General features: G+C 52.8%; 18 protein-coding genes. 12 read left to right on the top strand and 6 right to left on the bottom strand.

Annotation, left to right across the window (positions count from 1 at the left end; translation table 11 throughout):
- Nucleotides 1–129: 129 nt before the first annotated feature.
- Together GmarT_RS00540 and GmarT_RS00535 are read left to right on the top strand one after the other, a co-directional pair.
- Nucleotides 130–1,068 (top strand): DUF1559 domain-containing protein, encoded by a 939-nt coding sequence (locus tag GmarT_RS00540; RefSeq protein WP_002648075.1) that lies wholly within the window; start codon nucleotides 130–132, stop codon nucleotides 1,066–1,068.
- Nucleotides 1,069–1,246: 178 nt separating this feature from the next.
- Nucleotides 1,247–1,654, top strand: coding sequence for a transthyretin-like family protein (locus GmarT_RS00535; protein ID WP_198139434.1), 408 nt, complete (start codon nucleotides 1,247–1,249; stop codon nucleotides 1,652–1,654).
- Nucleotides 1,655–1,763: 109 nt separating this feature from the next.
- On the opposite strand, the gene GmarT_RS00530 is transcribed toward GmarT_RS00535, so the two are convergent.
- Nucleotides 1,764–2,708: a DUF1559 domain-containing protein gene (locus GmarT_RS00530; protein WP_002648078.1), complete on the bottom strand. Its 945-nt coding sequence runs from the start codon at nucleotides 2,706–2,708 to the stop codon at nucleotides 1,764–1,766.
- Nucleotides 2,709–2,988: 280 nt separating this feature from the next.
- On the opposite strand from GmarT_RS00530, the gene GmarT_RS00525 reads away from it, so the two are divergent.
- The 5 genes from GmarT_RS00525 to GmarT_RS00505 all read left to right on the top strand — a co-directional run bounded on the left by GmarT_RS00525 (nucleotide 2,989) and on the right by GmarT_RS00505 (nucleotide 8,633).
- Entirely contained in the window at nucleotides 2,989–3,477 is a 489-nt protein-coding gene (locus GmarT_RS00525) for a hypothetical protein (RefSeq protein ID WP_002648080.1), read from the top strand.
- Nucleotides 3,478–3,555: 78 nt separating this feature from the next.
- Nucleotides 3,556–4,554, top strand: coding sequence for a DUF1559 domain-containing protein (locus tag GmarT_RS00520; protein ID WP_002648081.1), 999 nt, complete (start codon nucleotides 3,556–3,558; stop codon nucleotides 4,552–4,554).
- A gap of 65 nt (nucleotides 4,555–4,619) precedes the next feature.
- On the top strand, nucleotides 4,620–5,420 hold the full coding sequence (locus tag GmarT_RS00515; RefSeq protein WP_002648082.1) for a DUF4198 domain-containing protein: 801 nt from the start codon (nucleotides 4,620–4,622) through the stop codon (nucleotides 5,418–5,420).
- Between the two features lie 282 nt (nucleotides 5,421–5,702).
- Complete coding sequence (locus GmarT_RS00510; protein ID WP_187782328.1) at nucleotides 5,703–8,108, top strand: DUF4159 domain-containing protein; 2,406 nt, start codon at nucleotides 5,703–5,705, stop codon at nucleotides 8,106–8,108.
- A 132-nt stretch (nucleotides 8,109–8,240) separates the two neighbouring features.
- Nucleotides 8,241–8,633 (top strand): hypothetical protein, encoded by a 393-nt coding sequence (locus GmarT_RS00505; RefSeq protein WP_002648084.1) that lies wholly within the window; start codon nucleotides 8,241–8,243, stop codon nucleotides 8,631–8,633.
- Nucleotides 8,634–8,639: 6 nt separating this feature from the next.
- Here the strand turns inward: GmarT_RS00505 and GmarT_RS00500 are convergent, their stop codons facing one another.
- Nucleotides 8,640–9,041: a hypothetical protein gene (locus GmarT_RS00500; RefSeq protein WP_002648085.1), complete on the bottom strand. Its 402-nt coding sequence runs from the start codon at nucleotides 9,039–9,041 to the stop codon at nucleotides 8,640–8,642.
- Nucleotides 9,042–9,348: 307 nt separating this feature from the next.
- On the opposite strand from GmarT_RS00500, the gene GmarT_RS00495 reads away from it, so the two are divergent.
- The 3 genes from GmarT_RS00495 (at nucleotide 9,349) to GmarT_RS00485 (ending at nucleotide 15,303) form a co-directional block, all read left to right on the top strand.
- Entirely contained in the window at nucleotides 9,349–10,716 is a 1,368-nt protein-coding gene (locus GmarT_RS00495; protein ID WP_002648086.1) for an SWIM zinc finger family protein, read from the top strand.
- A complete protein-coding gene (locus GmarT_RS00490; protein WP_002648087.1) occupies nucleotides 10,709–13,822 on the top strand; it encodes a DUF7824 domain-containing protein in 3,114 nt (1,037 codons plus the stop codon). Before GmarT_RS00495 ends, GmarT_RS00490 begins: the two co-directional genes overlap by 8 nt.
- A 182-nt stretch (nucleotides 13,823–14,004) precedes the next feature.
- Complete coding sequence (locus tag GmarT_RS00485) at nucleotides 14,005–15,303, top strand: glycosyltransferase family 87 protein (protein WP_002648088.1); 1,299 nt, start codon at nucleotides 14,005–14,007, stop codon at nucleotides 15,301–15,303.
- A 143-nt stretch (nucleotides 15,304–15,446) separates the two neighbouring features.
- On the opposite strand, the gene GmarT_RS00480 is transcribed toward GmarT_RS00485, so the two are convergent.
- The 4 genes from GmarT_RS00480 to GmarT_RS00465 all read right to left on the bottom strand — a co-directional run bounded on the left by GmarT_RS00480 (nucleotide 15,447) and on the right by GmarT_RS00465 (nucleotide 19,028).
- Nucleotides 15,447–16,412 carry a carboxypeptidase-like regulatory domain-containing protein gene (locus tag GmarT_RS00480; RefSeq protein WP_157158977.1) on the bottom strand — a complete coding sequence of 322 codons (966 nt, stop codon included), beginning with the start codon at nucleotides 16,410–16,412 and terminating at the stop codon, nucleotides 15,447–15,449.
- A gap of 470 nt (nucleotides 16,413–16,882) precedes the next feature.
- Entirely contained in the window at nucleotides 16,883–17,572 is a 690-nt protein-coding gene (locus GmarT_RS00475) for a hypothetical protein (protein ID WP_002648092.1), read from the bottom strand.
- A 42-nt stretch (nucleotides 17,573–17,614) separates the two neighbouring features.
- Nucleotides 17,615–18,172, bottom strand: coding sequence for a hypothetical protein (locus GmarT_RS00470; protein ID WP_002648093.1), 558 nt, complete (start codon nucleotides 18,170–18,172; stop codon nucleotides 17,615–17,617).
- An 85-nt stretch (nucleotides 18,173–18,257) separates the two neighbouring features.
- Nucleotides 18,258–19,028, bottom strand: coding sequence for a hypothetical protein (locus GmarT_RS00465; protein WP_002648094.1), 771 nt, complete (start codon nucleotides 19,026–19,028; stop codon nucleotides 18,258–18,260).
- Between the two features lie 557 nt (nucleotides 19,029–19,585).
- On the opposite strand from GmarT_RS00465, the gene GmarT_RS00460 reads away from it, so the two are divergent.
- Together GmarT_RS00460 and GmarT_RS00455 are read left to right on the top strand one after the other, a co-directional pair.
- Nucleotides 19,586–21,994, top strand: a complete 2,409-nt coding sequence (locus tag GmarT_RS00460) for a DNA gyrase/topoisomerase IV subunit A (protein WP_002648095.1) — start codon at nucleotides 19,586–19,588, stop codon at nucleotides 21,992–21,994.
- 93 nt (nucleotides 21,995–22,087) lie between these two features.
- Nucleotides 22,088–24,019: a DNA gyrase/topoisomerase IV subunit B gene (locus GmarT_RS00455; protein WP_002648096.1), complete on the top strand. Its 1,932-nt coding sequence runs from the start codon at nucleotides 22,088–22,090 to the stop codon at nucleotides 24,017–24,019.
- Nucleotides 24,020–24,042: the final 23 nt, after the last annotated feature.

The following is a 24,042-nucleotide window of genomic DNA, read 5'->3' as shown; positions in this document are numbered from 1 at the left end:
TAATAGAACCATCTATAAAATTTGTTATTGAAAGTTTTAATTTTCATTACATACTATTAATAATTAAATATGCGTTCGTTAATCCGTATTATTAATATTCTTTACTAAAATTTGTTATAGGATGACGTGATGAATAAAACGAGCAAGCGCTATAACGTAAGAAAACTGTTCCGAGGCTTTACATTAATCGAGCTTCTGGTGGTTATTGCCATCATTGCAATTCTGATCGCGCTACTGCTACCAGCAGTCCAGCAGGCCCGGGAAGCCGCTCGACGCAGTACCTGTAAAAACAGTCTGAAGCAGATCGGAGTGGCCTTTCACAATTATCACGATACCGCCCGTACCTTCCCTCCCGGCTGGATTGATGGAGACCAGACTCTGGGTGATGCTTCTGAAACTGCTAACAAAAATGGCTTAGGCTGGGCCACCATGATTCTGCCTTACATCGATCAGGCCAATCTTTACAATCAGATCGGTTCTGAAACCTCAAACTTCACGATGAACTGGCAGATTGGCTATACGGGCTCAACCTCCATTCCTGCAGCCAAAACTATCATTCCCATTTTCAATTGTCCTTCCGATCCCATGGGTGGCATCAATACAGATAAGGGAAGCTTCGGGAAATCCAACTACGCCACCGAACGCATCGTACTGGGTGTCAACAAAGCGCTGAGAATGCGTGACATCACCGATGGCACTACCAACACAATCCTGGTTGGCGAAGTACGTACCGGGGATGAAACCGGAACGACCGGAAGTTGTGGCGGTGCTCCCTGTGATGAATTCACCGGCAAACTCTGGATTGGTGCCCGTACCGCTTCCTGGGGCTGGGAACGTGGACTGCAGGCAGAAGACGTTTACTTCATCGGCTATAATGTTCCCGATGACTTCATCAATGGAGGTGCCCGCACCGTCGCAGACCGTTTTGCACTGTCCAGTATGCATGTGGGTGGCGTTCATGTGCTGCTCGCCGATGGTTCCGTCCGATTCCTTTCCGAAAACATCGACGTCAACACTTACAAGTGGTTGAACGATGAAAACGACGGTAAGGTACTGGGCGAATTCTAATACCGCCGCCTGCGTATTCCTGGCAACAAACCATTATCAATCAATACTTGAAACTGCACAACAGCCTGAATCATGGCTGTTGTGTGTTTCAATTTAATGAATCCTTTTTTGCTGCCGTCAGTTCAGAACGAGCCAGCGAATCATTTCTTTTCATTCTATAATCCAGAAAACAAGTACGATGATTAGACGTTCCTTTACATTCATGTTCTGCTTTGCGCTTTCCTGTATGCTGACTGCCTGTGGCGGTGCTCCCGATGATCAACCCAAACTGGCCCCCGTGAGCGGTACAGTCACAATGGATGGTGCCCCGCTGGCAGGTGCCTTTGTGCGGTTCTATCCCACATCAGGTCGCGCCTCTGCAGCGAAAACAAACGAGGAAGGTAAATACGAACTGGTCTTCATCCGGGATGAAATGGGGGCTGTTCTGGGAAAACACACGGTCAAAATCAGCACTCTCGACGAAGAAAACGACCCGTTCGGCGATCAGGGGAGTGAGACGGTTCCCGAAAAATATAACAAAAAAACGACACTGGAAGCGACGGTCACCGAAGGCGATAATACCATCGATTTCGATCTGACAAAGTAAGTCATTTTCACCTGATCTGTGTTCGTCACGATTCTGGTACTGAATCAGGACTGCCTGTCGATGAGTGTTCAGCCACATGAGCAGAAGCGAAACGACGCCTGGTGCGTCCTTAAAATTCTCCTGTCACTTCACCGCCGCTGCGCGTGGTTAATGCATCATAAACATTGACATCAAGATTTTCGGAAATGAAGTGCACTGACCCGTCACTGAGCAGATGGTGGGCGCCCCCCTCATGGAAGCTGGAGGGCCCCCAGTTCTGGCCGATGGAATCAGGAAAGACGCCACCCTGAAAATAAGGCTGATAATTAATGGAGACCGAGCTCCCGGAATAGGAGGGGGGAGTCAGCGCCATCCAGCGTGCGGCCACAGCGGCGCTGGTACCATCAATCCAGACTGATGCTTTTTCTTCCCGCGTTTCTGCCAGCAGAATCGTGTTAGACGTGCCGTCCGTAATGTCGCGGAACCGCGATTTTGATCCAGGGTACATCACACCCTCGGCGGGAGTGGCGCCTGAAAGCCCCAACACATTTCGTGCGCCAATTGCCACATAATTGCGAATTGCAAACCGGTCAAAGCCGACCGTCGTGATATAGAGAGGATCTGTGCTATAGTTGGCTCCGGCATAGCTGGGACATTTATAAAACGCCAGAACTTCCGCTGCAGTTGCCTGATTCGCGGGATCCAGGGCAGAGACATTGTAATTCAACGAATTATACAGATTTGCCGCTTCCAGGTAAGGCAGGATCAGACTGGCAAAACTGTGCAGATGAATGTTTGGATCGTTTGGTCCCGTACCTGGATAGTTCCAGACTCCTTTGCCAAACCCGCTGGTACTGCTGGGAGGAAAGACAGTATGCGCACTTTCATAATTATGTAAGGCGAGCCCCAGTTGCTTCATATTGTTTTTACACTGGCTTCGCCGGGCTGCTTCGCGCGCCTGCTGAACGGCGGGCAGTAACAGTGCAATCAGAATCGCAATAATAGCGATGACGACCAACAGTTCAATCAGGGTGAATCCGCGTGTCACTTGTTTCAGAGCGGGTGGGCAGGTCATGGAAAGTGGCTCCATAGGGTTTGATGTACTGGGGAAGGTTCAAAATCTGCGGCGGCACACAAACACAACATTCTGACGAACATTAGAATGTTACCGGTAATAGAACGGATTGTCAAGCCGTTAACCATTCTGAAGCGAAGCGGGTTGCGTTGGCTGCCTGAAGCAGATTTCTGGCGAATTTGAGTGGCGTTTTCATTGTGTTCATCTATACAATGAAGATATCTTCCTGTTTCGGCGGAGCCGTAACCCCGTTGAATGCTTTTTTATAGTGACATCTTTGATGCTCCTGCCCGTGCTCCCACCTTTGAAACAGCTTTGCAACCGACAGTCTCTGATCTGCCTGGTCACGCTTTTCTGTTTTTTCACGACTTCGGTGGGCTTTCCGCTGGAACCTGTGGGAACGCCTCAAGCAGGCTGTCAGTGTGGTCAGGAACTGCAACGTACGGGAGGCTGCTGCTGTTCCCGCTCGCAAGCTTCCCGCAAATGCGAAATCCAACCGAAATCCTGTTGTGCCAAAAAACAGACCCGTTCCTGCTGTACGGGAAAATCAAAACCGGAAACATCCAAAACAGTCCTGGTTTCGGCCTGTGGTTGTGGTCACGGGCCTGCTGCGGGTTTGCAGGTGAATGACGATCCGCGTCTCCCTGCTCTGCCGAGTCTGATATTGAGCCCGACTCCCCTCGAATTCTGCTGCCTGCAGATTTCCAGTATTCTTCCCGAGCATCGTCTCGCGCCGGAAACTCCTCCTCCGGAATTGTGCTGCCTCTGATTTTTAAACCAGATGCATACTGCAGACTGACCTGAGATCAGCCTGCGCACATTTCCATTTATTTTCAGGAGTTTCAAAATGAAACCAACGTATGAGTGCTGCGCAAAACGTGTGCGCGGTTTTACCTTAATCGAACTTCTGGTAGTGATTGCCATCATCGCCATTCTGATTGCCCTGCTGCTGCCCGCCGTTCAACAGGCGCGCGAAGCAGCCCGACGGAGCCAGTGCAAAAACAATCTCAAGCAACTGGGACTCGCGCTGCATAATTATGAATCGACACACCGTGTCTTTCCCCCCGGCGGTCTGGGCTACCCTTATGTCTGGTCGGCACATGCGCACCTGCTCCCGTTTGTGGATCAGGCGAACCTGCAGAACCAGTTCAATTACGATGTGCCACCACTCAATGCATTCAACCCCGGAACGTTTGACGCCACGCAAGTCGGCAACAACGACACGGCAGCCCGCGTACGACTGCCGCTAATGGTCTGCCCCAGCGATAAAGATGCCGTTCCCGGTTCGGACTATGCAGGCATCAGCTATCCCGCGTGTGCCGGCTCGGGCCTGAATGGTTCAGCAACGACCGATGATGGCTCGATCAGTAATGCAGACGGCGTCATCTTTTCGCAGTCCCAGATCCGATTCCGCGATGTGACTGATGGAACCAGCAATACGGTCGCGTTTGGCGAACAGTTAATGGGTGACGGGCAAAACACCGCCCCCCCCACCGGCAACTATCGCTTCCGTGTGGTGGAGCTCTCGGCGGGAACACAGACGACTCCTGCCGTATGTACTGCCGCTGCTGCTCCCGCCTGGTCGGGTCAACGGGGTGCCAAGTGGGTAAACGGCCATCTGGCGGACACGATGTATAACCACTGGTACGGGCCCAACTCTTCGAATCCCGACTGCCAGAACGGTTATCACAACTATGCGCTGGTCAGTGCCCGCAGTGCCCATGTCGGCGGCGTGCACGTAACGCTCGTGGATGGCAGCTGTCGTTTTGTCGGCGAGAATATCAACACCGATCTCTGGCGTGCGCTGGCAACCCGTGCCGGCGGCGAAGTGATTGGCGAATATTAAACGGTCTCAGTTCATCCGGGTCGACCTTGGGTTGGCCCGGATGACGTTTCTTCGAGGAAGTTAACATGAAAACATTTTTCTACTCTCTGCTGACCGTCTGTCTGACAGTCGCCTCCGCAGCCGCCCATGATACGTGGGTGGAAACGAATACGAATCTGATTCGGGCGCGGGATGCCGTTTACATCAATCTGAAACTGGGGAACCATGGGAATCACCACCGTGATTTTAAAATCGCCAGCAAGATTGATCTGGAAGGCTGCAGTCTGAATGTCATCGATCCAGCAGGGAAAACTTACGATCTGATCAGCGAATTGACGGATACCGGCTATGCCCCCAAGGAAGGTTACTGGCGCGGCAAGTTCGTACCAGTGAAACCCGGCCTCTACACGGTGGCGCATTCACTGGACCGGGTGGTCAATCATGGCAAACCGGTACGCGCGATTAAAAGTGCGAAGACCTGTTTCGTCGTCAGTGCCAAACTGGATCAGACGCCTTTAGAAAATCCCGGCTTTGACCAGGCGCTGGGACATCCGCTGGAACTGGTGCCCGTACTGAATCCTGTGACTCCCATGGGGCCGGGCAATCCTCTGAAAGTCCGCGTGGACTTCAAAGGCAAACCACTGGCGAATACGGTTGTCTCATTCGTTCCCCAGGGTGAAACTCTGAAGGAAGGCTTTGATGAACGATATGAACGCAAGACCGATGCCGCCGGCCTCGCGTCGTTCACACCGAAGACGGGCAATCAATATCTGGTTGTCGCGCACCATCTGGCGGAGAACGAATCGGCGGAGGATTACCAGGAGACCGCCTACGCAGCCACGCTGACAGTCTTTGTCCCGGAAGTCTGCCCCTGCTGTGGCGACTGAGGGTCCTGTTTTCTGACGAAAGCAAATTGAATTTACGCGGCGGGAGGCCTGTTTGCTCCTGCCGCGTTTTTTCTTAGCACGAATCAATTATTTAAACAATAAAGTCAACCAGACTCATCACTTACTATGAAGACATCTGACTGGCTGCAACCTCTTTAAATGCACATTGACGTAGTTCGACAGCAGACTTAGGATGCATCTCAGCTCAATAAACTGAACAGACTGACAAGAGAATGAATGCTGGAACGGAACGCGTTCTCCGAGACAGCATCAGGAAATGGTATGAAGATGCATGATCGACATTCTGCAGTACGATTTTTGCACGTGCTAATTGTCTGCTGGACCGTGGCAGCGGGATTCTTCACGTTCACCCCGATGCTACAGGCAGAGAATATCACGCGTGCGCAGGTACTGTCTTCGATCGAAAAAGCGAAGCACTTTCTCTTGAAGCAACAGCAGCCTGACGGGACCTGGCAACTGACTGGCCACCCCGAACAGACGGTTGTGCTGACCAGCTTCACGCTGCATACCCTGCTCCAGGCAGGTATGACGGCAGACAATGCTGAAATCCAAAATGGATTACAGTGGCTCCGCAAACAGGATCCGGTCAAGACTCACGAAATTTCGCTGCTGCTCGAAACACTGGCAGCCGCCCGCGATACGGACCTTGATCTGCCTCTGATGAAACGATTGACTAAGAAGCTGGAGGCGGGAAAGTCCCAGGGAACGAATGACGGTGCCTGGAGTTTTGGCGCTGACGATGTCCCGAACTATGCTCACTTTGCGGCGTTAGGTCTTTACGAAGCCGCACAACGGGGAGTGCCGGTTCAAACTGCGACCTGGCAGCGGGCTCGTGACCACTGGCTGAGTCGACAGAACCGGGATGGGGGCTGGGGATCACAGGGAAGCGGTTTCAGTCGGGGAGGCATCACGGCGGCAGGAATCGCTTACCTGGTCACAACCGAAAACCTGCTCCGCAGTCAACGATTCAACATGCATGCAGACGGTTCGCCCCGCTGTTGTGGTGAAGCGTTCAAGGACGAAGCGATCGCAGCCGGCTGTCGCTGGCTGGGAAATCACTTCACGGTGACACATAATCCAAGTACCGATGCCAATTCAGATGGATCGGTCGGTTACCTCTATTATCTGTATTGCCTGGAGCGGGTCGGCCGTTTGACGGGACGACGCTACTTCACCAGCCAGTCCGGCAAGCAATTCGACTGGTATCGCGAAGGAGCGAAGTATCTGATCGCACACCAGAATCCGATAACCGGCGCCTGGGTCGGTGCACCAGCGCTGCTGGAAGATTGCCCGATCCTTGCCACCGACTATGCGTTGCACTTCCTCTCCCGGGGACTGACGCCAATCTTAGCCGGTAAGCTCAAGTGGAATGGCGCGCCTGATGCAGCCCATGATTCAATCGACTATACGCCGCAGGATGTCTGGAATCTGGCACGTTATACCAGCCGCCTGCCAGACTGGCCGCAACAACTCACCTGGCAGTCAGTCAACATGAATCGAGCCGACGCCGATGACCTGAATCAATGTCCGCTGCTCATCCTGGACGTCGCCGATGCAGACCGTTTCACACCTGAGCAGATCACTCTGTTGAAAACATATCTGCAGGATGGTGGTTGCCTGTTTGCACTGGGCGGCTGTCAAAGTGCCTCTCCCGATGCAGCCATGCAACAATTGATTTCGAAATTGTATCCCGCAGAGGAAGTCAAACTCCGCAAGCTGGAGCGAACGCATCCGGTCTATCGCAGCGAGTTTCGGTTGCTGGATCTGAAAACCGGTGATCCTCTGGTAGAGCTGTGGGGAGCAGAGACCGGCTGCCGCACCTCCATTTTGTTTTCACCCGACGATCTGGGCTGTCTGTGGGATCAATGGTCACCGCTGACTTTGCCCGACCGTTCGCCAGAACGGGAAGCCAGTATTACTCGTGCGCTGCACGTGGGTGTGAATGTGGCAGCGCTCGCAGCGGGACGCGTGCTGATCAAAGAACTGGGGCCTGAGACCTCGGCAGAGCCTGCGTCGACAGAGGAGCGGATTGAACATCGGTTGTTGAACATCGCGAAAATCCGTGCTTCGACGGAATGGGACGCCGCCCCGCATGCGTTACGAAAACTGCTGCACGCCATGAATCAGGTTTCCGGCGGCCAGTTCGCAACGAATCCCAGCAATGTTCTGCTTTCGGATCCCCGGCTGTTCAAACATCCGCTGTTGTACCTGCATGGTCGTACTGGCTTCGTGCTCAGTCCGGAAGATCAACGCGCTTTAAAAAAACACCTGTTGCAGGGGGGCGTGCTGTTCGCGGATGCCTGCTGTGGCGCGGACGAATTTGATGGCAGTTTTCGACGACTGACCGAACAGCTGTTCCCGACTCAAAAGCTGGAACGGATTCCCGTTGAGCATGAACTGTTTTCCACGAAAACCGGTTACGATCTGCGGCAGGTCCATTTCCGGAAACCACTTGACCTGCAGACCCGCTCAACTGAGGAACGCGTTCAACTTACAGCGCCTGTGGTTGAAGGCATCAAAGTCGATGACCGCTATGTAATCCTCTACAGCCCACACGATCTGAGTTGTGCGATTGAGCACGGCGACAAAATCACTTGCGCCGGCTACACACAAGCTGACGCCATTCGTCTGGGTTTGAATATTGTCTGGTATTCGCTGCTGCATTAACTCGAATGCAGATGATCGTTGTAAGTGACAGTGGGAGCGCAACTCGTCTTCGATCAGAAATCGAACTGGGAACTTCATGACCAGCTGTGATAGAATTTTACAGAGCGGGCTTCACTTTGACGGAATTTTTCTATGCTAACTAACCTGACACGCAAACGGTTTTTTGAAATCGATCTGCCCGTAGTTCTCAGGACGGCGAAAGTATTTTTCTCACGCCCCGAAACACAGTTACGCCTGGTGATTTACGCGCAGTGTCTGTTCACCGTCATCCTGTTCTGCCTGGTGCATGTCGGCTTCCAGCCTCTCACGACTTATCTGGTCAAGTGGAATGCAATGCACTACTGGGTGCAGTTTCTCTCCCTGGTGCCAGTGATTTCGGTCTGTTTTGGTGTCGTATTTCTGCTGCTGTTTGGCACGCATCAATACCCGATGGGAGAGTCGTGGCTCTGTTTTCTTGTTTACGCCGCCAACTTCGCCGCCTCAATGACGTTCCTGCATGCTCTGCGGTTTGCCGATCTGCTGTGAAAACAATCAGGAGCGTTGCTGCTTTTCTTCCAGAACCATCCAGTCGGGCAGCGGGATGGATTTGCTGCGGGCGATGAGTAACAGGCAACCAATGACGATCACCAGAATCGGCACTTCCACATCCAACGAAATGCGACCGGTCTGACGCAGGACAGACAGGCAGCTGGCGATGATGAAAAAGGGGCCCATCACAACCGTTGATTTATCGATGCCATTGACGGCAAAAGAAAGTACCCCAATGCCAGCCAGCCCGAGTGTCCAGATCCAGTTGATGTGGGGCACGATGCCAAGCGTCGTCAACAGCCAGCCTGTCCCGATGCAGATAATCAACAGAGGCAGTATCAACGTTTTCCGGTCGGATTTGGCTTGAACAGTCTCCAGAGCGGTCGATGATGATGTCTCGTTCATGGCGCTGACTTTCTATTTTCAGGAGTGAGAAAAACGGCTTATCTGACTGAAAGGCGTAGCGAGGCAGAAAACATCACGCTGTTCATGACTAAACATCATATATTTCTCGAATAATTCGATATTCCGATTTGATGCTGCGCCCTACATCTCATTCTGGTTGTAGTGGGAGCAGTATCGATTTTTCAGGCAATGACTCCTCTTCGTTTCCCACTGGTTGACTTGCCGTACGTTTCCCAGCACAATCAAAGAACGCGTTGTCTGTCCCGTTATTTGGTGTGTTGCATCTCTCTGGAAATGGAGCTCGCTTGTGTCGACCGTTCAGCAGGAGCATCTCTACCGGTATCCGTTCGCCTCGCGAATTAATCCGGGGTTGATTCAGCTGGCCGCCTGTGGAGGCAACGCTGCTGCGGAGATTGACGGCCCCTTCTTCGCCGGTCGTGTGACTTACCCGCGTGAAGTCGCGACGATGTTACTGTCACTGAGTACGATTGTGCGAACCCATTTTTTCGATGCGCGTCCTCCTCAGATGGATCCGATTGTCACCGCGAGTCGCTCGCTGGTCCGATGGGAAGGCTTCAGTGGTTGTTGTGGTGCCTATGCGCGACTCGATCTGGACGAGAACGCATTTGAAACTGAGCGACGCGCCTGTGGTACCACGAACGTGGACTTCAACTCCGAGATGATCGCGCACCTGAGCCGCGTCGGTCGGTCGGATGAAGTCCGGTTGAGTATCGAATCCGACGCGGTGACGCTGGAACGGAACCAGGCTGCGGTCACCGAAAAGAAAGTCCGCTTGTCCCGGCGCTGGATCAAAGGCCTGGGTGAGGTGCAGGTTTATCAGTCGCAGCTGGAATTGAAACAGCGTTTTACGCCGGCACTGCTGCTGCCACTGATTCAAAGTACAGCCCGCATGGGAAGCGGTAACCAATACCTGTCGATCAGCGCCGGTCGGCCCCGGCTGACTACACGAGCCACAGCAGGAGCGATTCCTGTCGGAGGTGCCAGTCGGTTATCGGCACTGCGGACTCTGCTGCCGCTCGCCCGCGAAGTGAGCCTATATGCCGACGAGAATTCCGGCGTGCATGCGTGGGTGGGCGAGACTGACTGGAGCCGTTTCTGGCTGGTGTTGTCGCCGACGCTGCAACGGGGCTTCTCGGGCGAAGGACAGCTGCTGGATTCGCTTGTAAACGATGACTGGCAGGAACGCGTCGATCCGATTTTGGATCTGCTCGCAGGAGACGATCATTCACCGACGGGACCAGCCGAAACCATCGATCCGGCTGAGCTGGCAGTGCGGCTCGGTTGTACGACCAGCGAGGCCCGCAACAGTCTGGCGGCACTGGCCACTAACGGGCTGGCTGGCTTTGACGCGGGCAGCGGATTTTATTTTCAGCGGCAACTGCCGTTTGCAGAGACGCTGGTCAACCGCGATCAGCCCCGATTACGTGCCGCCAACAAGCTATTGGAACAACAGGCGGTCCTACTGCTGCCTGACGATTCTGCTGATGAACGGGCCGCGGAAGTGACCAGTAACGGCACAACGTATATTGTTCGTCTGCGACCGGATGGGGAGAAATGCACGTGTCCCTGGTTCAGCCGCTACCAGGGACATCGCGGCCCCTGTAAACATATTTTAGCGACCCGCATGACAGTTGAGGCAAAGCACCATGATTGAAGCGCTGCAGGATGCCATTTTGAACAAAGACCCCGATGCCGTCGTCGCCGCAATGGCCGACTGGGACGAAGATCGGCGTAAGGCGGCAATTGAACCGTTCAATATTCTGATGCTGGCACTGGGGTTTGATAACAATGTGATTCAGCCCTGTATTCTGGGTCTGGATGACCCGCAGGTTAAAGAGAAACGAGAACGGGAGAGAATCGAGCAGATGTTCTGGCGGGGAAAAAATCTGGCTGATAAAAAGCCGTACGATTATGAAATGTCCTACATTGCCTGGCTGGGGCGCTACGGTCTGGAAAGTCTGGAGGGATGTATTCATTTTCCCACTGTTTCCAATCATCAAGCGCGGGCAGCCCAGGTCATGGCCGACCGCCAGCCTCCCTGGTGGGATGAATGGTACGCCGCCCTGGTCAACAAAGAACGAAACGATGATGGAATCTCTCCAGAATACTGGTCGTTGTTGTATGCATTTCAAAAGTTTACGGCTGATGATTTTCCTGCTGTTGCTGACCAATTCATGGTCGATTTACCGGAAGCCATGAAAGCGGCACCGGAGGCCATACAACGGGTGCTGCAGGAAATTCCTGCCTGCCGTGAACTGGTTTACTCGATCCCAGATGATGTCGAGCTCATCCCCTGGATTCCTGTGATTGAATACCTGAACCAGGAAAAACTGCTCGATAGCAGAAGGCTACTTGAGTCCCGGATCGAAGTGTTGCATCGCATGTCGAATCAAACCCAACGGAACGGCTGTCTGATGCTGATGAAGGCGGCCAAAGCCGATGCCAAAACGCTGGCCGAATTTCAAGCGGAATGGGGCGGGTTCCTGTCCGACAGCCAGGCAGTTGTCGCCGGCTTTGCGGTCGAGCAGTTGAAAAAAATCGAGCAGGCGGGACTGCTCGATGCCCGGGAAGTGGTTACCGCGCTGCCCGGGATTTTCAGTCACAAACCCAAAAAACATGCGAAGACAGCCCTCGACCTGCTGGCCCGGATCGCGGCTGACGAAGCATTGAGAGGGGAAGCCGTCGAAGCAGCGGCGATTGCGCTGATGCACGCGAACAAAGACATTCAAAGTGCGGCCCTGCATCTGCTCGAAGAATATCTACGGGCCGATGATGATTCAGCACAGCAGACGATTGCCCTGCATCTGGAAACTATCGCGCCAACCCTGAAAGCAAAAGCGGCCACCCTGGTGCAGTCTCAGCCAGCGGCAGAAATGGAACCTGGAACAGAGGCCCCGACGACAGATCTGGGGGAACTGGAGGCCCGGGCAACGGCACTGCCCACTGACATGCGCAGCCTGTTGCGTGTGGATGCAGCGGTGACAGAGGCGCAGGCGGGAGGTGCGGATCTCAGCTGTCGCTGGTCACAAAAGAGTGTGCCGGTTCTGACGACGGCGGCTCCGCTCGCTCCCATTGAAACAGTTGAGGAACTGATCGAAGTCACCTCTACAGCCGTCGAGCAACTGGACGATCCCGATACCGCCGAACGGATTATCAACGGGATCATGCGACTGTGGAACGAGCGGCCAAAGTCGTTCCAGTCGATGACCGAGTCGCTGGTCAGGCGGACCTGTGGGTCGATTTATGACCGCCCGCAACGGGGTCTCGTCGGCGGTTATTTCGGTCCGGCTTTCTCGCGGTTAATCGGGGCATGGCTGGAAGTCAAACTGGAATTTGAGCTCGATGAAGAAGGGAACGAATTTGATGTATTGGCTTCGATCCAGACAGTCCTGCATCGTTACCTGCGGGAACTGGAACAGCGCGTGCGGTCGAAGACCGCTTACCCACTGATATCAGCGGCTACGCATGCGGGGGGCTGGCTCGATCCCCTGGTCTGGGTCGAACGTCTCAAGCGGGCGCAGGAAGCACAGATTGACGTGATGGAGATGGACCTGGAACGGAGTTTTCTGCGACTCGCACCCGAACATAGAACCGAGGCCCTGGAAGCGGCTCAGAAGCTCAAGGCCCCGTATCAGACGCTGGCGATGGTCGCGATGGGAGGTGAAGGAAATATTATTATTGATCCGGCTGTACCTCTGCCAGTCTGGATTGCAGCGCTGCGAGCCCGGGATCCTTGGGGAGATGTGTCTAAATTACTTCCATGCGAAGAACGATCCCTGATTACAGAGGATCTCGCACAACTGCCCGATGTGATCTATCCCTGCGATTACAAATGGACTGCCGGGGAACGGCTGGCGGGTACCACTATTCAACAGGATGTGATCCGCGCCTGGGCCATGCAGGAGGGTGAGCAGGTAGAGAATCTGAGTGGTCAGCAGTTCCTGAGCCAGATGCTGGAAGCCATTAAACAGGATGAAGACCTGGCAGAGGTGGCAAAGCAATTCGCCAATGCCCAGGACAAGCCGCAGCTGAACTGTCACTTCCTGCCCGCCGAGCTGCATGATTTGAAAGTGAATTACGCACCCGCGTTTCTGTATCCGTTTCTGGCTGGTCAATGGCCGATGAAACTGGACTGGTACTGGTGCCTGGCGACTAAGGCGCTCGCCAAACGAGTCGAGAGTGGTTCGTCGGTAGAAGAACCCTTCGATCAGTTCCTGGTGCCTCTGTTCCAGCAGGATCGTCCACTGACACTGATGGCGGCCCGCGCGCTGTGGATTGCCACGGTCAGCAAGGACGGCAATGCCCGCTCAATGTCGATTGAGGTCTGGATCGCGCTGGCGGAGAGCGATCGGGTCGATCTGGATCTTTTGACGCATGCCTTGAGCGAGGTGATGGCCGGCGGCTGGGTGAAGTTGAACCGGGCAGGTGAAGTTCTGGCGGAGGTCGCCGCGGTGGGCCCCGTGCAGGCCTGGTGTGTTGCTGCCGTGCTGGAAACGGTGCTGATTTCACTGGAGCCGTTCCCCCGCAATGTGGGATCACTGCTGGAACCGCTGGATGAAGTAAGCGAACTGCTGGGCCGCGCAGTCTCTCCCGAACTGCAAGCGCGGCTGGAATCGATTAAAAGCGGCAAAGCCAAACCGCTGGCGAAATCGTTGCTGGGTCGCGTCGATACCATGACACTGACACGACAAACGGCTGTATCTGCTGTATTAGCTGCAAGACTGGCACGAGCAAAGCGTCTCGCAGATTCAGAATTCTGAAAATCGCTGGAATTATGGCGATTTCCAGATATGGAAAACGGTCAGAATTTCCTGATTCTGCTCTGACATAAAGTAAAAGAATCGCTGTAACCTGGAGCGGATCTGCTACAATCTGCGGGTCAGGGCGTAATGAATTCTTCCTGAATGCAGGGACCGTTTGATCGTGACGGAATGGAGTCGTCGTGCTGAAATCACTGTTTGCAGACAAGAATCGTTTCTGGCAGAGCGTGGTCATCACGCTGGGAGTCGTGATTGCGATCATCCAGTTTGTGAAGATTGCGAAAAAGAATCCGGGTGATTTTTATCTGCATTGGCGCTCGGGGGAATTAATCGCGACCGGCGAATTTCTCTACGTCAACAATCACAATTATCCCTATCCACCCTTCTGGGGATTTGTGCATGCGCCGCTGGCCAGCTTCTCAATGCAGACGGCTTATCTGCTGATTTACCCGCTGTTTTTTATCTGTCTGTTTCTGCTGATCTGGGTTTTAAACCGCATGAGCGAGGCGCATTTCCCCCTGCTGCGCAACCAGTTGTTCTGGGTAGTGACCGCGGCGATCTTTCTGGCCAGCCGCTACCTGATCAGAGACATGCTGGAATGTGGCGTGAATCTGGCGTTAGTGGCGCTCTCGTGGCTGGGTGTCTATCTCTGGTCCAGGAAAAAGGAACTGTGGGGCAGCATTCCCCTGGGCTTTGCGATGGCCCTCAAGTGCACGCCCAGTCTGTTCTGGATCTATTTCATTCTGAAGCGTGAATGGAAAATGGCGATCTACACATTTCTGGCAGCGGCGTTTTTCACGCTCTCACCCATGTTCAAACTCGGCTTTACGGAATACCGCCGCACCTTTGAGCACTGGGGAACCATCGTCGCGCGAGGTATGCTGGAGCCCAATCCGATCCACTGGATGGGGGGCGAGATCCCGCTGGCGAATATGTCTTTCAAACCGTCACTGGCCCGCTACCTGATGCATTTTCCAAAAGAACACGAAGCCCGACTGGATACTCCCCTGTATATTGATTTCCTGGATCTGTCGCCGCAAACATCGCTGTGGATCATCAAAGCAGTAATGCTCTGCTTTCTGGTATTTATTGGCTGGAAATTTCGCAGGCATTATGAAGACAGGAACGACGAACGTATTTTGTGGGAGTGTGCGATCATCTCGATCATGATTCTGCTCTATTCGCCGGTCACCTGGGGGCAGCATTGCGTGGGAATTTTTCCGGGTATGTACCTGCTGGTCCGTTGCGCCACCAGTCGTCAGAACTTTACCAGGCCCTTGAAAATCGGCATAGGCCTGTTTGTATTTCTGATTCTGATTCTGAACCGCACCTTTATCGGGAAGTTTTACAGCGAGGTGATGAGCACGTATCACGTCGCTACGTTTGCTTTCATCGGGATCATCTTTTTTCTGTTGAAGCGCCACGAAAATGTAACCCGGGAAGAAGAGTTGAAAGCCGAGCAGATCACCTCGAAGAATTAACCGTCTCGCAGGAACAGCGCGTTGTGAATTGCATGGTTGATCCTGTGTGTGTGTGAATTCATATTCATCTGATTTGTGTTTGAAACAAGTTTTTTTCTGAACTTCCCCTGGTGTCTGTATGCAGTCATAGAGTCAGCATCCTGTCAGGGAAAAGTTGCTTTCTCTGATGAGTCCTTTTTCGGTTTCAGTTGAACCTTGAAAGCGCCTTTATCTTTGGCAGGCTCATAGACGAATCTGTGTGGGATGTATTCCTTATTATGGACTCCAAAATACATTCGTTGTTTCTGCCAGTGGGGTATCCAGGCGAAAACAATGGTTCCTGTGCCATCTGTCGTCTGTACAAGTTGCCGAGTTGTGTAGAACATGAGCATCAGCGGCATAGGCAAGGGCTGATCTGGTTTAAATAGTGGCGTCAGAGGCTCTATATCGATGCCTGACAGCGGTTTGCCCTCTGCGGACTCAAGTTTGATTTTGACTGGTTGTGCGCCATCAAGAGTCAGTTGCACCGGATGGTCGGGAAATTTTGGGGGTTTGGCATCAGGTTGAATACTCTCTTCCAGTTTCAGTCCGTAAGCTCGATAGTCAGCCCCATAGCCATCACGGAGCGCAATGACATACTTTAAATCCGTATCATGGGGAACCCGAAATTCAATTTTTCCGGCGCTGTCTGTTCTGCCAATCCCCCAGGTTTTTCCGAGATCCATGATGCCAGCGAGCGCTGCGGGAACCGGTTTTCCGGCGTCATCAAAGACTTCCAGTTCGACGCGTCTTGGAGGCTTCAACTGCAGGCGGAGCTGGTTCAAATCGGGCTGTTTTAGATGCTTCTGCGAGGGGTAGGGAAGAGAGAGCTGTGCCATACGGTTCTGTGAATCTTTGGCCTGCAGTGTCTGCCCCTCAATATGCAGGGGTTCGTCCGTCAGTGTAAAACGCCCCTTTGCATCGGTTGTGGTTTCGAGATTTGGCTTGTCTATTTCAAACCAGTCCCGCGACTCAATAAAGACCCTGGCTCCGACGACGGGCTGGTTGTGTTCATCGACAACAGTGCCTTTGATGGTTTGTTGTTTCTTGTGCCGGGTTTCGTTAGCGAAGCCATTCGAGTGTAACAGCAAGAGAATCGTCAGGAATAAAACGAAAAGCCAAATATCTGAACTGCGGCGATGTTTCCTGAAATGGATCACATCTGGAATAGTTATCGAGTTGGAATGAAGCATGAGATGTGCATTTCGATTCAGAATTAACGATCTTTCTCAGTTTACCTTCGCGGGGTATGCCTGAACCGGGAGTATGCGTCCCGACATGATTTTGAAACTTCACCGGCCTGGTTGATGATATCGGAAAGAATATGGAGGTTCAAATTATTTCTGCTGTTCAAGCTGAGTAATCAGTTGAACGGTGTGCAAAAAAGGAAGCATCGATTTACTTCAAGTACAGAAACTGATCCGGATCGAATGATGAGTCTGAAAATTGCAGAGCTGATTGTGCAGACCGCATAAAAAAACAGAGCCACCCTTTGATCAGAGGTGGCTCTGCCAGATTACCAATCGTTATTACGAAACGATCTTATCGAGGAGTAGACGCATTATTTTTCGTAGGAAGCCTGGTTCAGCTTGGAAGGCGCGGGTGGCACGGCAGGTGCGTCCTGTTGCGGGGCTGGGGCAACTTCCGGCTCTGGAGTAACTGGACTTCCAGTGGAGTAATAAACGGGGCCACTGAACTGCTGACCGCCACGACAGTGTTTGCAGCCACGTCCGCGACAGGCACTGCAGTCACGTGTGTGATACATGCTTGGATCGGGTGGTGGAGGCAGCATGCCTGCCCGTGGTTGCCAGGTTGGTACGGTCTGGTAGTAGAAACCGAGCTGAGTAGTATCGGTCGGCATATAAATCTGCGGGTAGTTTGCAGGCCCGACAGGTCCGGGTTGCCCCATGTACTGATTGGAGTAATACCGCTGGTATTGCACGGGAGTGCGTTGAATCATCTGAGCGGAAGGAGGACACCAGCCATGACCGGGTGAAGTGTGACACTTTCTTAAGAAAGCTCTTCCTTCCCGCGAGGTGTAATTCCGGTAGACGCCATCGCCGTCAAAGCGGTTGGAATAACCGGGAGGGCAGTTGTATTCGTAGCCCCCGCCCCGCACGTGATGACCAACCTGCTGGATCTGACCATTACTGGCAGCCGTATTCTCATCTGCGCTGGCGGTCAGAGCAGTGTGAGCCATGACGCCGGTCACTGCGAGAATGGCCAGCATATGCACGTTTAAGATTCTCATATCAATCTTCCTGGACCCGATTGAGGATTTTAGTGTTTTAGATTATTGAACGATGCGAGTGACCGGAGTCAAACGGCTTGAAGGTACGCCCCAACCGTAGTTGTAAGTGGAATGCACATTGGGAGCCAGGGGAACCGCGATGGGAACACCATAACCCTGAGCACCATACAGACGACCGTCGCGTCCATCAAAGTAGTAGGGATCGACGGCGTAAGTCATTTTGTAGTGTCCAATGGGAGCACAACCTTTTCCACCACATCCCGTGGGAATGAAGTAACCAAACTTGCAGCGGAAAAATTCCCGCAGCGAGCCTCGTTTTCCGATTCCGGCTGAGGTTCGGTATCCTTTACCAGCACCACCGGCCCGACAATGAGGGCAATCACCGCCGGGATAGGAAGCACCATCGGAGTAAGAGTAAACGTGATTTTGTTTACAGTTACATTTATCGTGGATGTAACCCGCCTGCTGAATCGGGGAGGCTTGTTTCTGATTCAGTTTCAGACTGCCCGGTTCGCCGGCCTGCAGGTGTGAAGCAGACAGGACTGTCATGATCCCGGCAACGACAACGAGCCCTGCTAATCTATAAGTGAAGTTCTGCATTTTAATATTCCTGATCGTTTCTCTGAGTACCTGACTCAGTGTGATAAACGTTTTCGGGTTGAGACTGTTTGTTCCTGGATGACAGCTATCTGATCATCGGCGGAATGAATCGTGGGAAGAAACCGAAGTCTGATTTATATTTTACGTTGACCCGGGTTCCTTCCAGCTTCCAGCGTTCGTGAGACCGCATGCCGAAGGGAGTCCAGATCCAGCCGCCTTTGACGTTGTAGTAGTAAGGCCCATACATGGCGTTGTATTCATGGGCATACAACATTTCCTGAGGAGCCAGTGCCTGGTTGGTGATAATGGTCCGTCCGACATAATCGGGGATACCCGGTTTAGGACTGGGGTACAGGGGTGCCTGCAGTTGTGGATATCCAGGCAGTACATTCATGCCTTCCATCACAGGCAGTGGCTGAGCGGCTTTATATTGTTTGTGATCTTTGAAATGCCCGTGACCATAGCTGATGGGGCGTGCCTGTTGCGCGTTTTCAAAGGGAGCCGGCGTCGAGGTAATAATATTCGGCTGATTGCTGACCTGCTGAATGTAGTACGGAGATGCACTGCGACGTCCCAGTGTCGGCCGTCTGGAAACAGGAGTCTGGCTGCTTCTCACCTGGGCCGTTTCCTCGGTGTGAGCCACTTGTTTCACGTGATTCTGTTTGTCAGCAGAACTGGTAAACTTACGCTTGAACCAGCTGATCGGATTATACTTCGATGATTTCGAAACAGATTCCTGCTGGACAACCGCATTATTGACCGCACCCGGTTCAGCAGCCTGTAATGCCGGCGCCATCAGTAAAAATGCCGGTAACAGTCCGGTAAGCAGGGTTACCTTCAGACTCGCCTGAGCCATAACAATCCCTCCCTGGATTTTTATTGTGGGGTTTCCACCAATGAGACTAGGTCAGAGGCTCGTCCAACCCCCGTCAGTCAATTATAATGATCAATTGTCTTCTTTCAGAACCAGTCGTGGTTCACAAACCAGGCAATGCCACTTCACAAAGACCGAAGTTCAGTTAGAAATTCTGGGAATTTCACTTTTCAGAGTTCCGGCACTTTTTGTATGTTTCAATCGCCCGACAGCGACCCTCTCAAAAAGAAAGCCACTAGTCCAAATTTCGGCTGGCAGGAATCGTCGGAATGAGTCATTTTGTAACCACAGTGACGATTCGTCCTATTTTCCCGAATTATTGTCTATTTAACGGGTTACGAGTGGCCTTATCTGTTCAATAATCGCTTCAACAGATACAATCCTCAATGTTTTCACAAACAGAAAATTTGACATATTTTTCTTAAGCTACCAGGCGAATTGACCCGAATTCTGAATAAGGCCCCCCACATTCAGAAGCAGAAAACAGTCAGAGGCCGACTGTTTTTTCGGGGCATTGATCAGATAAATTGGAGAGACCCTTGGCTAAGCGAAAATCGGCCAATAACGGCACAGCAGGCAACGGAACCCCGGGCACCGAATCAGACCGCATCGAATATGTCCCCATCAGTGATGTGACGCGACGTCGCTATCTGAACTATGCCATGTCCGTGATCACATCACGTGCCCTGCCCGATGTGCGGGACGGCTTGAAACCGGTACAACGTCGCATTTTGTATGTGATGTATCACGACTTACGACTGATGGCCAATGCGAAGCCACGTAAGTGTGCGAAAATCTGCGGGGACACCACAGGGAACTATCATCCACACGGGGATGCTTCGGTATATGACGCGCTGGTGCGACTGGCTCAGGATTTCAACCTGAGAAGTCCGTTGATCAATGGTCAGGGAAATTTCGGTTCCATCATGGGCCTGCCTGCAGCAGCCGCCCGTTATACCGAAGCACGTCTGACGGGGATCGCGGAACATCTGATGAACGAACTGCGTTATCAGACCGTGGAAATGCGTCCCAACTATGATGGCACACGCGATGAACCGGTTGTGCTGCCGGCCCGCTTCCCCAACCTGCTGGTCAATGGGGTCCACGGGATTGCAGTAGGGATGGCGACCAATATCCCGCCTCACAACCTGGGTGAGGTCATCAAAGCCTGTGTGCATCTGATCCACCATGACGATGCGACCGTGGCCCAGTTGATGAAACATATCAAAGGCCCTGACTTTCCGATGGGCGGCCGAATTGTGACAGACAAGCGGTCTCTCACCGCGGTTTATAAAGAGGGGCGTGGCCCCGTGAAAGTGCGTGGCGAATGGAAGCCCGAACCAGGCACGCGCACGAAAGGTGTACAACGACTTGTCGTGTATTCGGTCCCCTATGGTGTGGAAACCGGTTCACTGCTGTCGGAGATCGGCGGGATAGTTGAGTCGAGGAAACTGCCTCAACTGGTGGATGTGGCTGATGAAACGGATGACAAGAATGGCCTGAAAATCGTACTGGAAATCAAACCAGATGCGGACCCGGAAACCGTGATGGCCTTTTTGTACAAACACACGAATCTGGAGCAGAATTTCTCGGTCAATATGACCTGCCTGGTACCCGATGAATCGGAAGTACTCGTGCCTCGGCGTTGTGATCTGAAAGAAATGCTGCAGTATTTCCTGGACTTCCGGTTTATCTCGGTTCGGAAACGTTTTGAATACCAGCTGCAACTGCTCGAACGGCGGATTCATATTCTGAAAGGTTTTGCGATCATTTTTAATGATCTGGATAAAGCCCTCAAACTGATCCGCGCCAGCAGTGGAAAACAGGATGCCGCCAAAAAGCTGATGGCCAATTTTCCCTTGGATGAAATCCAGACGATGGCCATCCTCGAATTGCAGCTCTACCGGATTTCGAAGCTGGAAATCAACACGATTCGCGAAGAGCTGGCAGAGAAAGAAGCCGAAGCGGAAAAAATTCGAAAGATTCTGGCGTCTGACAAACGACTCTGGAAAGTGGTGGAAAATGAGCTGAAAGAACTGGCCGACGAATTTCCGGAAAAGCGCCAGACCAAACTGGGTTCCTCGGAAGAGATTACCGAATTCGATCCGCAGGCCTATATTGTTCGCGAAAATACGAACGTGGTCGTCTCGCGGGAAGGCTGGATTAAACGCGTGGGACGCCTGAAGACAAAAGAAGGCACACAGGAGTTGGCCAAAACCCGAACCCGCGAAGGGGACAGTGTGCTGGCAGTCGCACCGGGAAGCACGCTGGACCATGTCGTATTCTTCTCGAGTGATGGTGTGGCTTACACGCTGCCGATTGAACAGGTCCCTGTTTCTTCGGGCTATGGTGAACCGCTGTCGAAGCATGCCAGGATGAGCGATGGTGCCGTTCTGGTGGCAGCGGTGACGACAGACAGTCGGTTTACCCCAGAGGACAAAGCGACAAAAAAGCAGCCCCTTCCCACGCCTCACGTTTTGATCGTGACTGAAAAGGGGCAGTTTATGCGAATCTCGTTCAGCCTGTTCCGGACAGCGTCGACCAAAGCAGGTCGCAAATACTGCCGCCTGGGTAAGGATGACCGTGTGGTGTATGCGGGGCTGGTCGAAGAGGCAGAGACCATGTTTATCGCCACCCAGGACGCCCGCGTTCTGCACTGTGAGATCGAAGAAGCCGCCCTGCTCTCGAATGCGGGCAAAGGGGTTAAGGGCATCAGGCTGGAAAAAGGAGACCAGGTGATCGGTGTTCTGCAGCTGACCCGTCCGAGCGACTGCCTGCGTGTGATCAATACCGCAGGCAAAAAAATGACCTTCGGGCAAATGAAATATGGAGTCACTTCACGCGGTGGCAAAGGTGTGAAAACCAGTCAGCGAAGCGGGTTTGCAGAGATCCTCTATCCGCCCATTGAAGTGGTCGACTGGGACGAACTGGGAGACGACGAAGCATAAACTGATCGTATCTCGACTTACGATTCCCTGGATCAACACCTATAATCTCGTTTTCGTTCGCGTTTACAATAGAGAAAAATCAGTAAAACTATTATGGCAACTGCAGCAAAAACAACCGGCGCAAAAAAATATTCGGCTGACGACATTGAAGTCCTGGAAGGGCTGGAGGCGGTCCGTCGCCGTCCTTCGATGTATATCGGTGGCGTTGATATTCGCGGACTGCATCACCTGCTCTGGGAAATCGTTGATAACTCGGTCGACGAATATCTGGCCAAAGAAGCTGATACCATCATCGTCACCCTGCATAAAGATGGCGCTTCCTGCAGCGTGAAAGACAACGGCCGTGGCATTCCCGTCGATAAGCATTCCAAAACCAAAAAGTCGGCTCTGGAACTGATTCTCACGACACTGCATGCCGGCGGAAAGTTCTCTGACAAAAACTATGCCCGCAGCGGTGGTCTGCATGGTGTTGGATCCTCCGTGGTGAATGCGTTGTCTACCGAGATGGTGGCGACGGTTGTGCGCGACGGCCATCAGTACGTGCAGCGGTATAAAAAAGGCAAACCGACGACCCCCGTTAAAAAGGTAAAGCCATTCCGCGGGCATGGAACCGAAATCTATTTCCGCCCGGATGATGATATTTTCCGTCGCGTGCACTTCAACGCCGACACGATTCGTCAGCACCTGGAAGATGTCGCCTTTATTCATGGCGGTTTGAAAATTACGTTCCGCGATGAAGTTAAAAAAGAGACACATGAACTCTCGCATCCGGAAGGGATTCGTGGCTATCTGGAAAAACTGACCCAGGAGCAACAGAAAAAACCTGTTCACGAACAGCTGTTCTTCGCGGAAAAGGAAGATAAAAACATTCGCGTGGAAATGGTTTTAAGATGGACCGACGCCACTGATGAGCAGATTCGCAGTTATGTGAACGGGATCCGCACCCATGCCGGGGGAACACACGAAAGCGGGTTGCGCTCGGGGATCGCCAAAGCGGTCAAAAATTATATGGACGTGCATAACATCAAGCACAAAGGGCTGGCGATTACCACGGACGACATCCGTGAAGGCGTACTCTGCCTGATCTCCGTCTTCCATAATGACCCCATGTTTCAGGGGCAGACCAAAGAGAAGCTGAATAACCCTGAAGTCAGCGGTTTTGTTGAAGGGATCGTCCGACCGCTGCTGGAAACCTGGTTAAATCAGAACCCGAGTATCGCGGATGCAGTCGTAGGGCGGATCGTCCTCGCGGCGCGGGCACGAATGGCCAGTCGCGATGCCCAGAAAGAAGTACGGCGAAAATCGGTCACGAACCGCAAATCGACGCTGCCGGGCAAACTGCTCGACTGCCGCTCGAATAAGCCGGAAGAATCAGAACTGTTTCTGGTCGAAGGTCTGTCGGCGGGTGGTACGGCGGCCATGGGACGCGACAGCCGCATTCAGGCGGTACTGCCTCTGCGTGGTAAAGTTCTGAATACCGAATCGTTGGCCATTTCCAAAATCATGGGGAACCAGGAAATCAAAGACCTCGTGGAAACTCTGGGAACCGGGATTGGCCCGAATTTTGAGATTATGAATCTGCGTTACAACCGCATCATCCTGCTGATGGATGCCGACAGCGATGGTTATCATATCAGTACGCTGCTGCTGACGTTCTTCTTCCGGCATATGCGGGAACTGATTCGTCAGGGCAAGCTGTTTCTGGCCCAGCCGCCACTGTATTGCATCAAGGTGGGTAACGAGAAGCACTATGCCCAGGATGATGCCCAGAAGGAAGAGATCGTCGAATCACTGGGAGCGAACCGCAAGTACGAGATTGGTCGCTTTAAAGGTCTGGGGGAAATGACCGCCAGCGAGCTTAAAGAGACGACGCTGGACCCCAAACACCGCGTATTACTGAAAGTAGATATCGACAGCCAGCTGGAAGCGGACGCCACATTCGCACAACTGTTCGGAAAAGATGCCAGCCTGCGTTATGACCTGATCATGCAGGAAGCGATTGAAGCAGACGACATCGATTATTGATCACGACTGTTTTTAACGGCCGC

Source organism: Gimesia maris (assembly GCF_008298035.1).
Taxonomy (GTDB): domain Bacteria; phylum Planctomycetota; class Planctomycetia; order Planctomycetales; family Planctomycetaceae; genus Gimesia; species Gimesia maris.
The sequence above is the reverse complement of the archived record's forward strand: the minus strand, read 5'-3'. Positions and strand labels throughout refer to the sequence as shown.

What these genes read in the sequence shown, in the direction of transcription:
- GmarT_RS00540 (WP_002648075.1), top strand. Translation starts at nt 130, where the DNA reads ATGAATAAAACGAGCAAGCGCTATAACGTAAGAAAACTGTTCCGAGGC.
- GmarT_RS00535 (WP_198139434.1), top strand. Translation starts at nt 1,247, where the DNA reads ATGATTAGACGTTCCTTTACATTCATGTTCTGCTTTGCGCTTTCCTGT.
- GmarT_RS00530 (WP_002648078.1), bottom strand. Translation starts at nt 2,708, where the DNA reads ATGACCTGCCCACCCGCTCTGAAACAAGTGACACGCGGATTCACCCTG.
- GmarT_RS00525 (WP_002648080.1), top strand. Translation starts at nt 2,989, where the DNA reads ATGCTCCTGCCCGTGCTCCCACCTTTGAAACAGCTTTGCAACCGACAG.
- GmarT_RS00520 (WP_002648081.1), top strand. Translation starts at nt 3,556, where the DNA reads ATGAAACCAACGTATGAGTGCTGCGCAAAACGTGTGCGCGGTTTTACC.
- GmarT_RS00515 (WP_002648082.1), top strand. Translation starts at nt 4,620, where the DNA reads ATGAAAACATTTTTCTACTCTCTGCTGACCGTCTGTCTGACAGTCGCC.
- GmarT_RS00510 (WP_187782328.1), top strand. Translation starts at nt 5,703, where the DNA reads ATGAAGATGCATGATCGACATTCTGCAGTACGATTTTTGCACGTGCTA.
- GmarT_RS00505 (WP_002648084.1), top strand. Translation starts at nt 8,241, where the DNA reads ATGCTAACTAACCTGACACGCAAACGGTTTTTTGAAATCGATCTGCCC.
- GmarT_RS00500 (WP_002648085.1), bottom strand. Translation starts at nt 9,041, where the DNA reads ATGAACGAGACATCATCATCGACCGCTCTGGAGACTGTTCAAGCCAAA.
- GmarT_RS00490 (WP_002648087.1), top strand. Translation starts at nt 10,709, where the DNA reads ATGATTGAAGCGCTGCAGGATGCCATTTTGAACAAAGACCCCGATGCC.
- GmarT_RS00475 (WP_002648092.1), bottom strand. Translation starts at nt 17,572, where the DNA reads ATGAGAATCTTAAACGTGCATATGCTGGCCATTCTCGCAGTGACCGGC.
- GmarT_RS00470 (WP_002648093.1), bottom strand. Translation starts at nt 18,172, where the DNA reads ATGCAGAACTTCACTTATAGATTAGCAGGGCTCGTTGTCGTTGCCGGG.
- GmarT_RS00465 (WP_002648094.1), bottom strand. Translation starts at nt 19,028, where the DNA reads ATGGCTCAGGCGAGTCTGAAGGTAACCCTGCTTACCGGACTGTTACCG.
- GmarT_RS00455 (WP_002648096.1), top strand. Translation starts at nt 22,088, where the DNA reads ATGGCAACTGCAGCAAAAACAACCGGCGCAAAAAAATATTCGGCTGAC.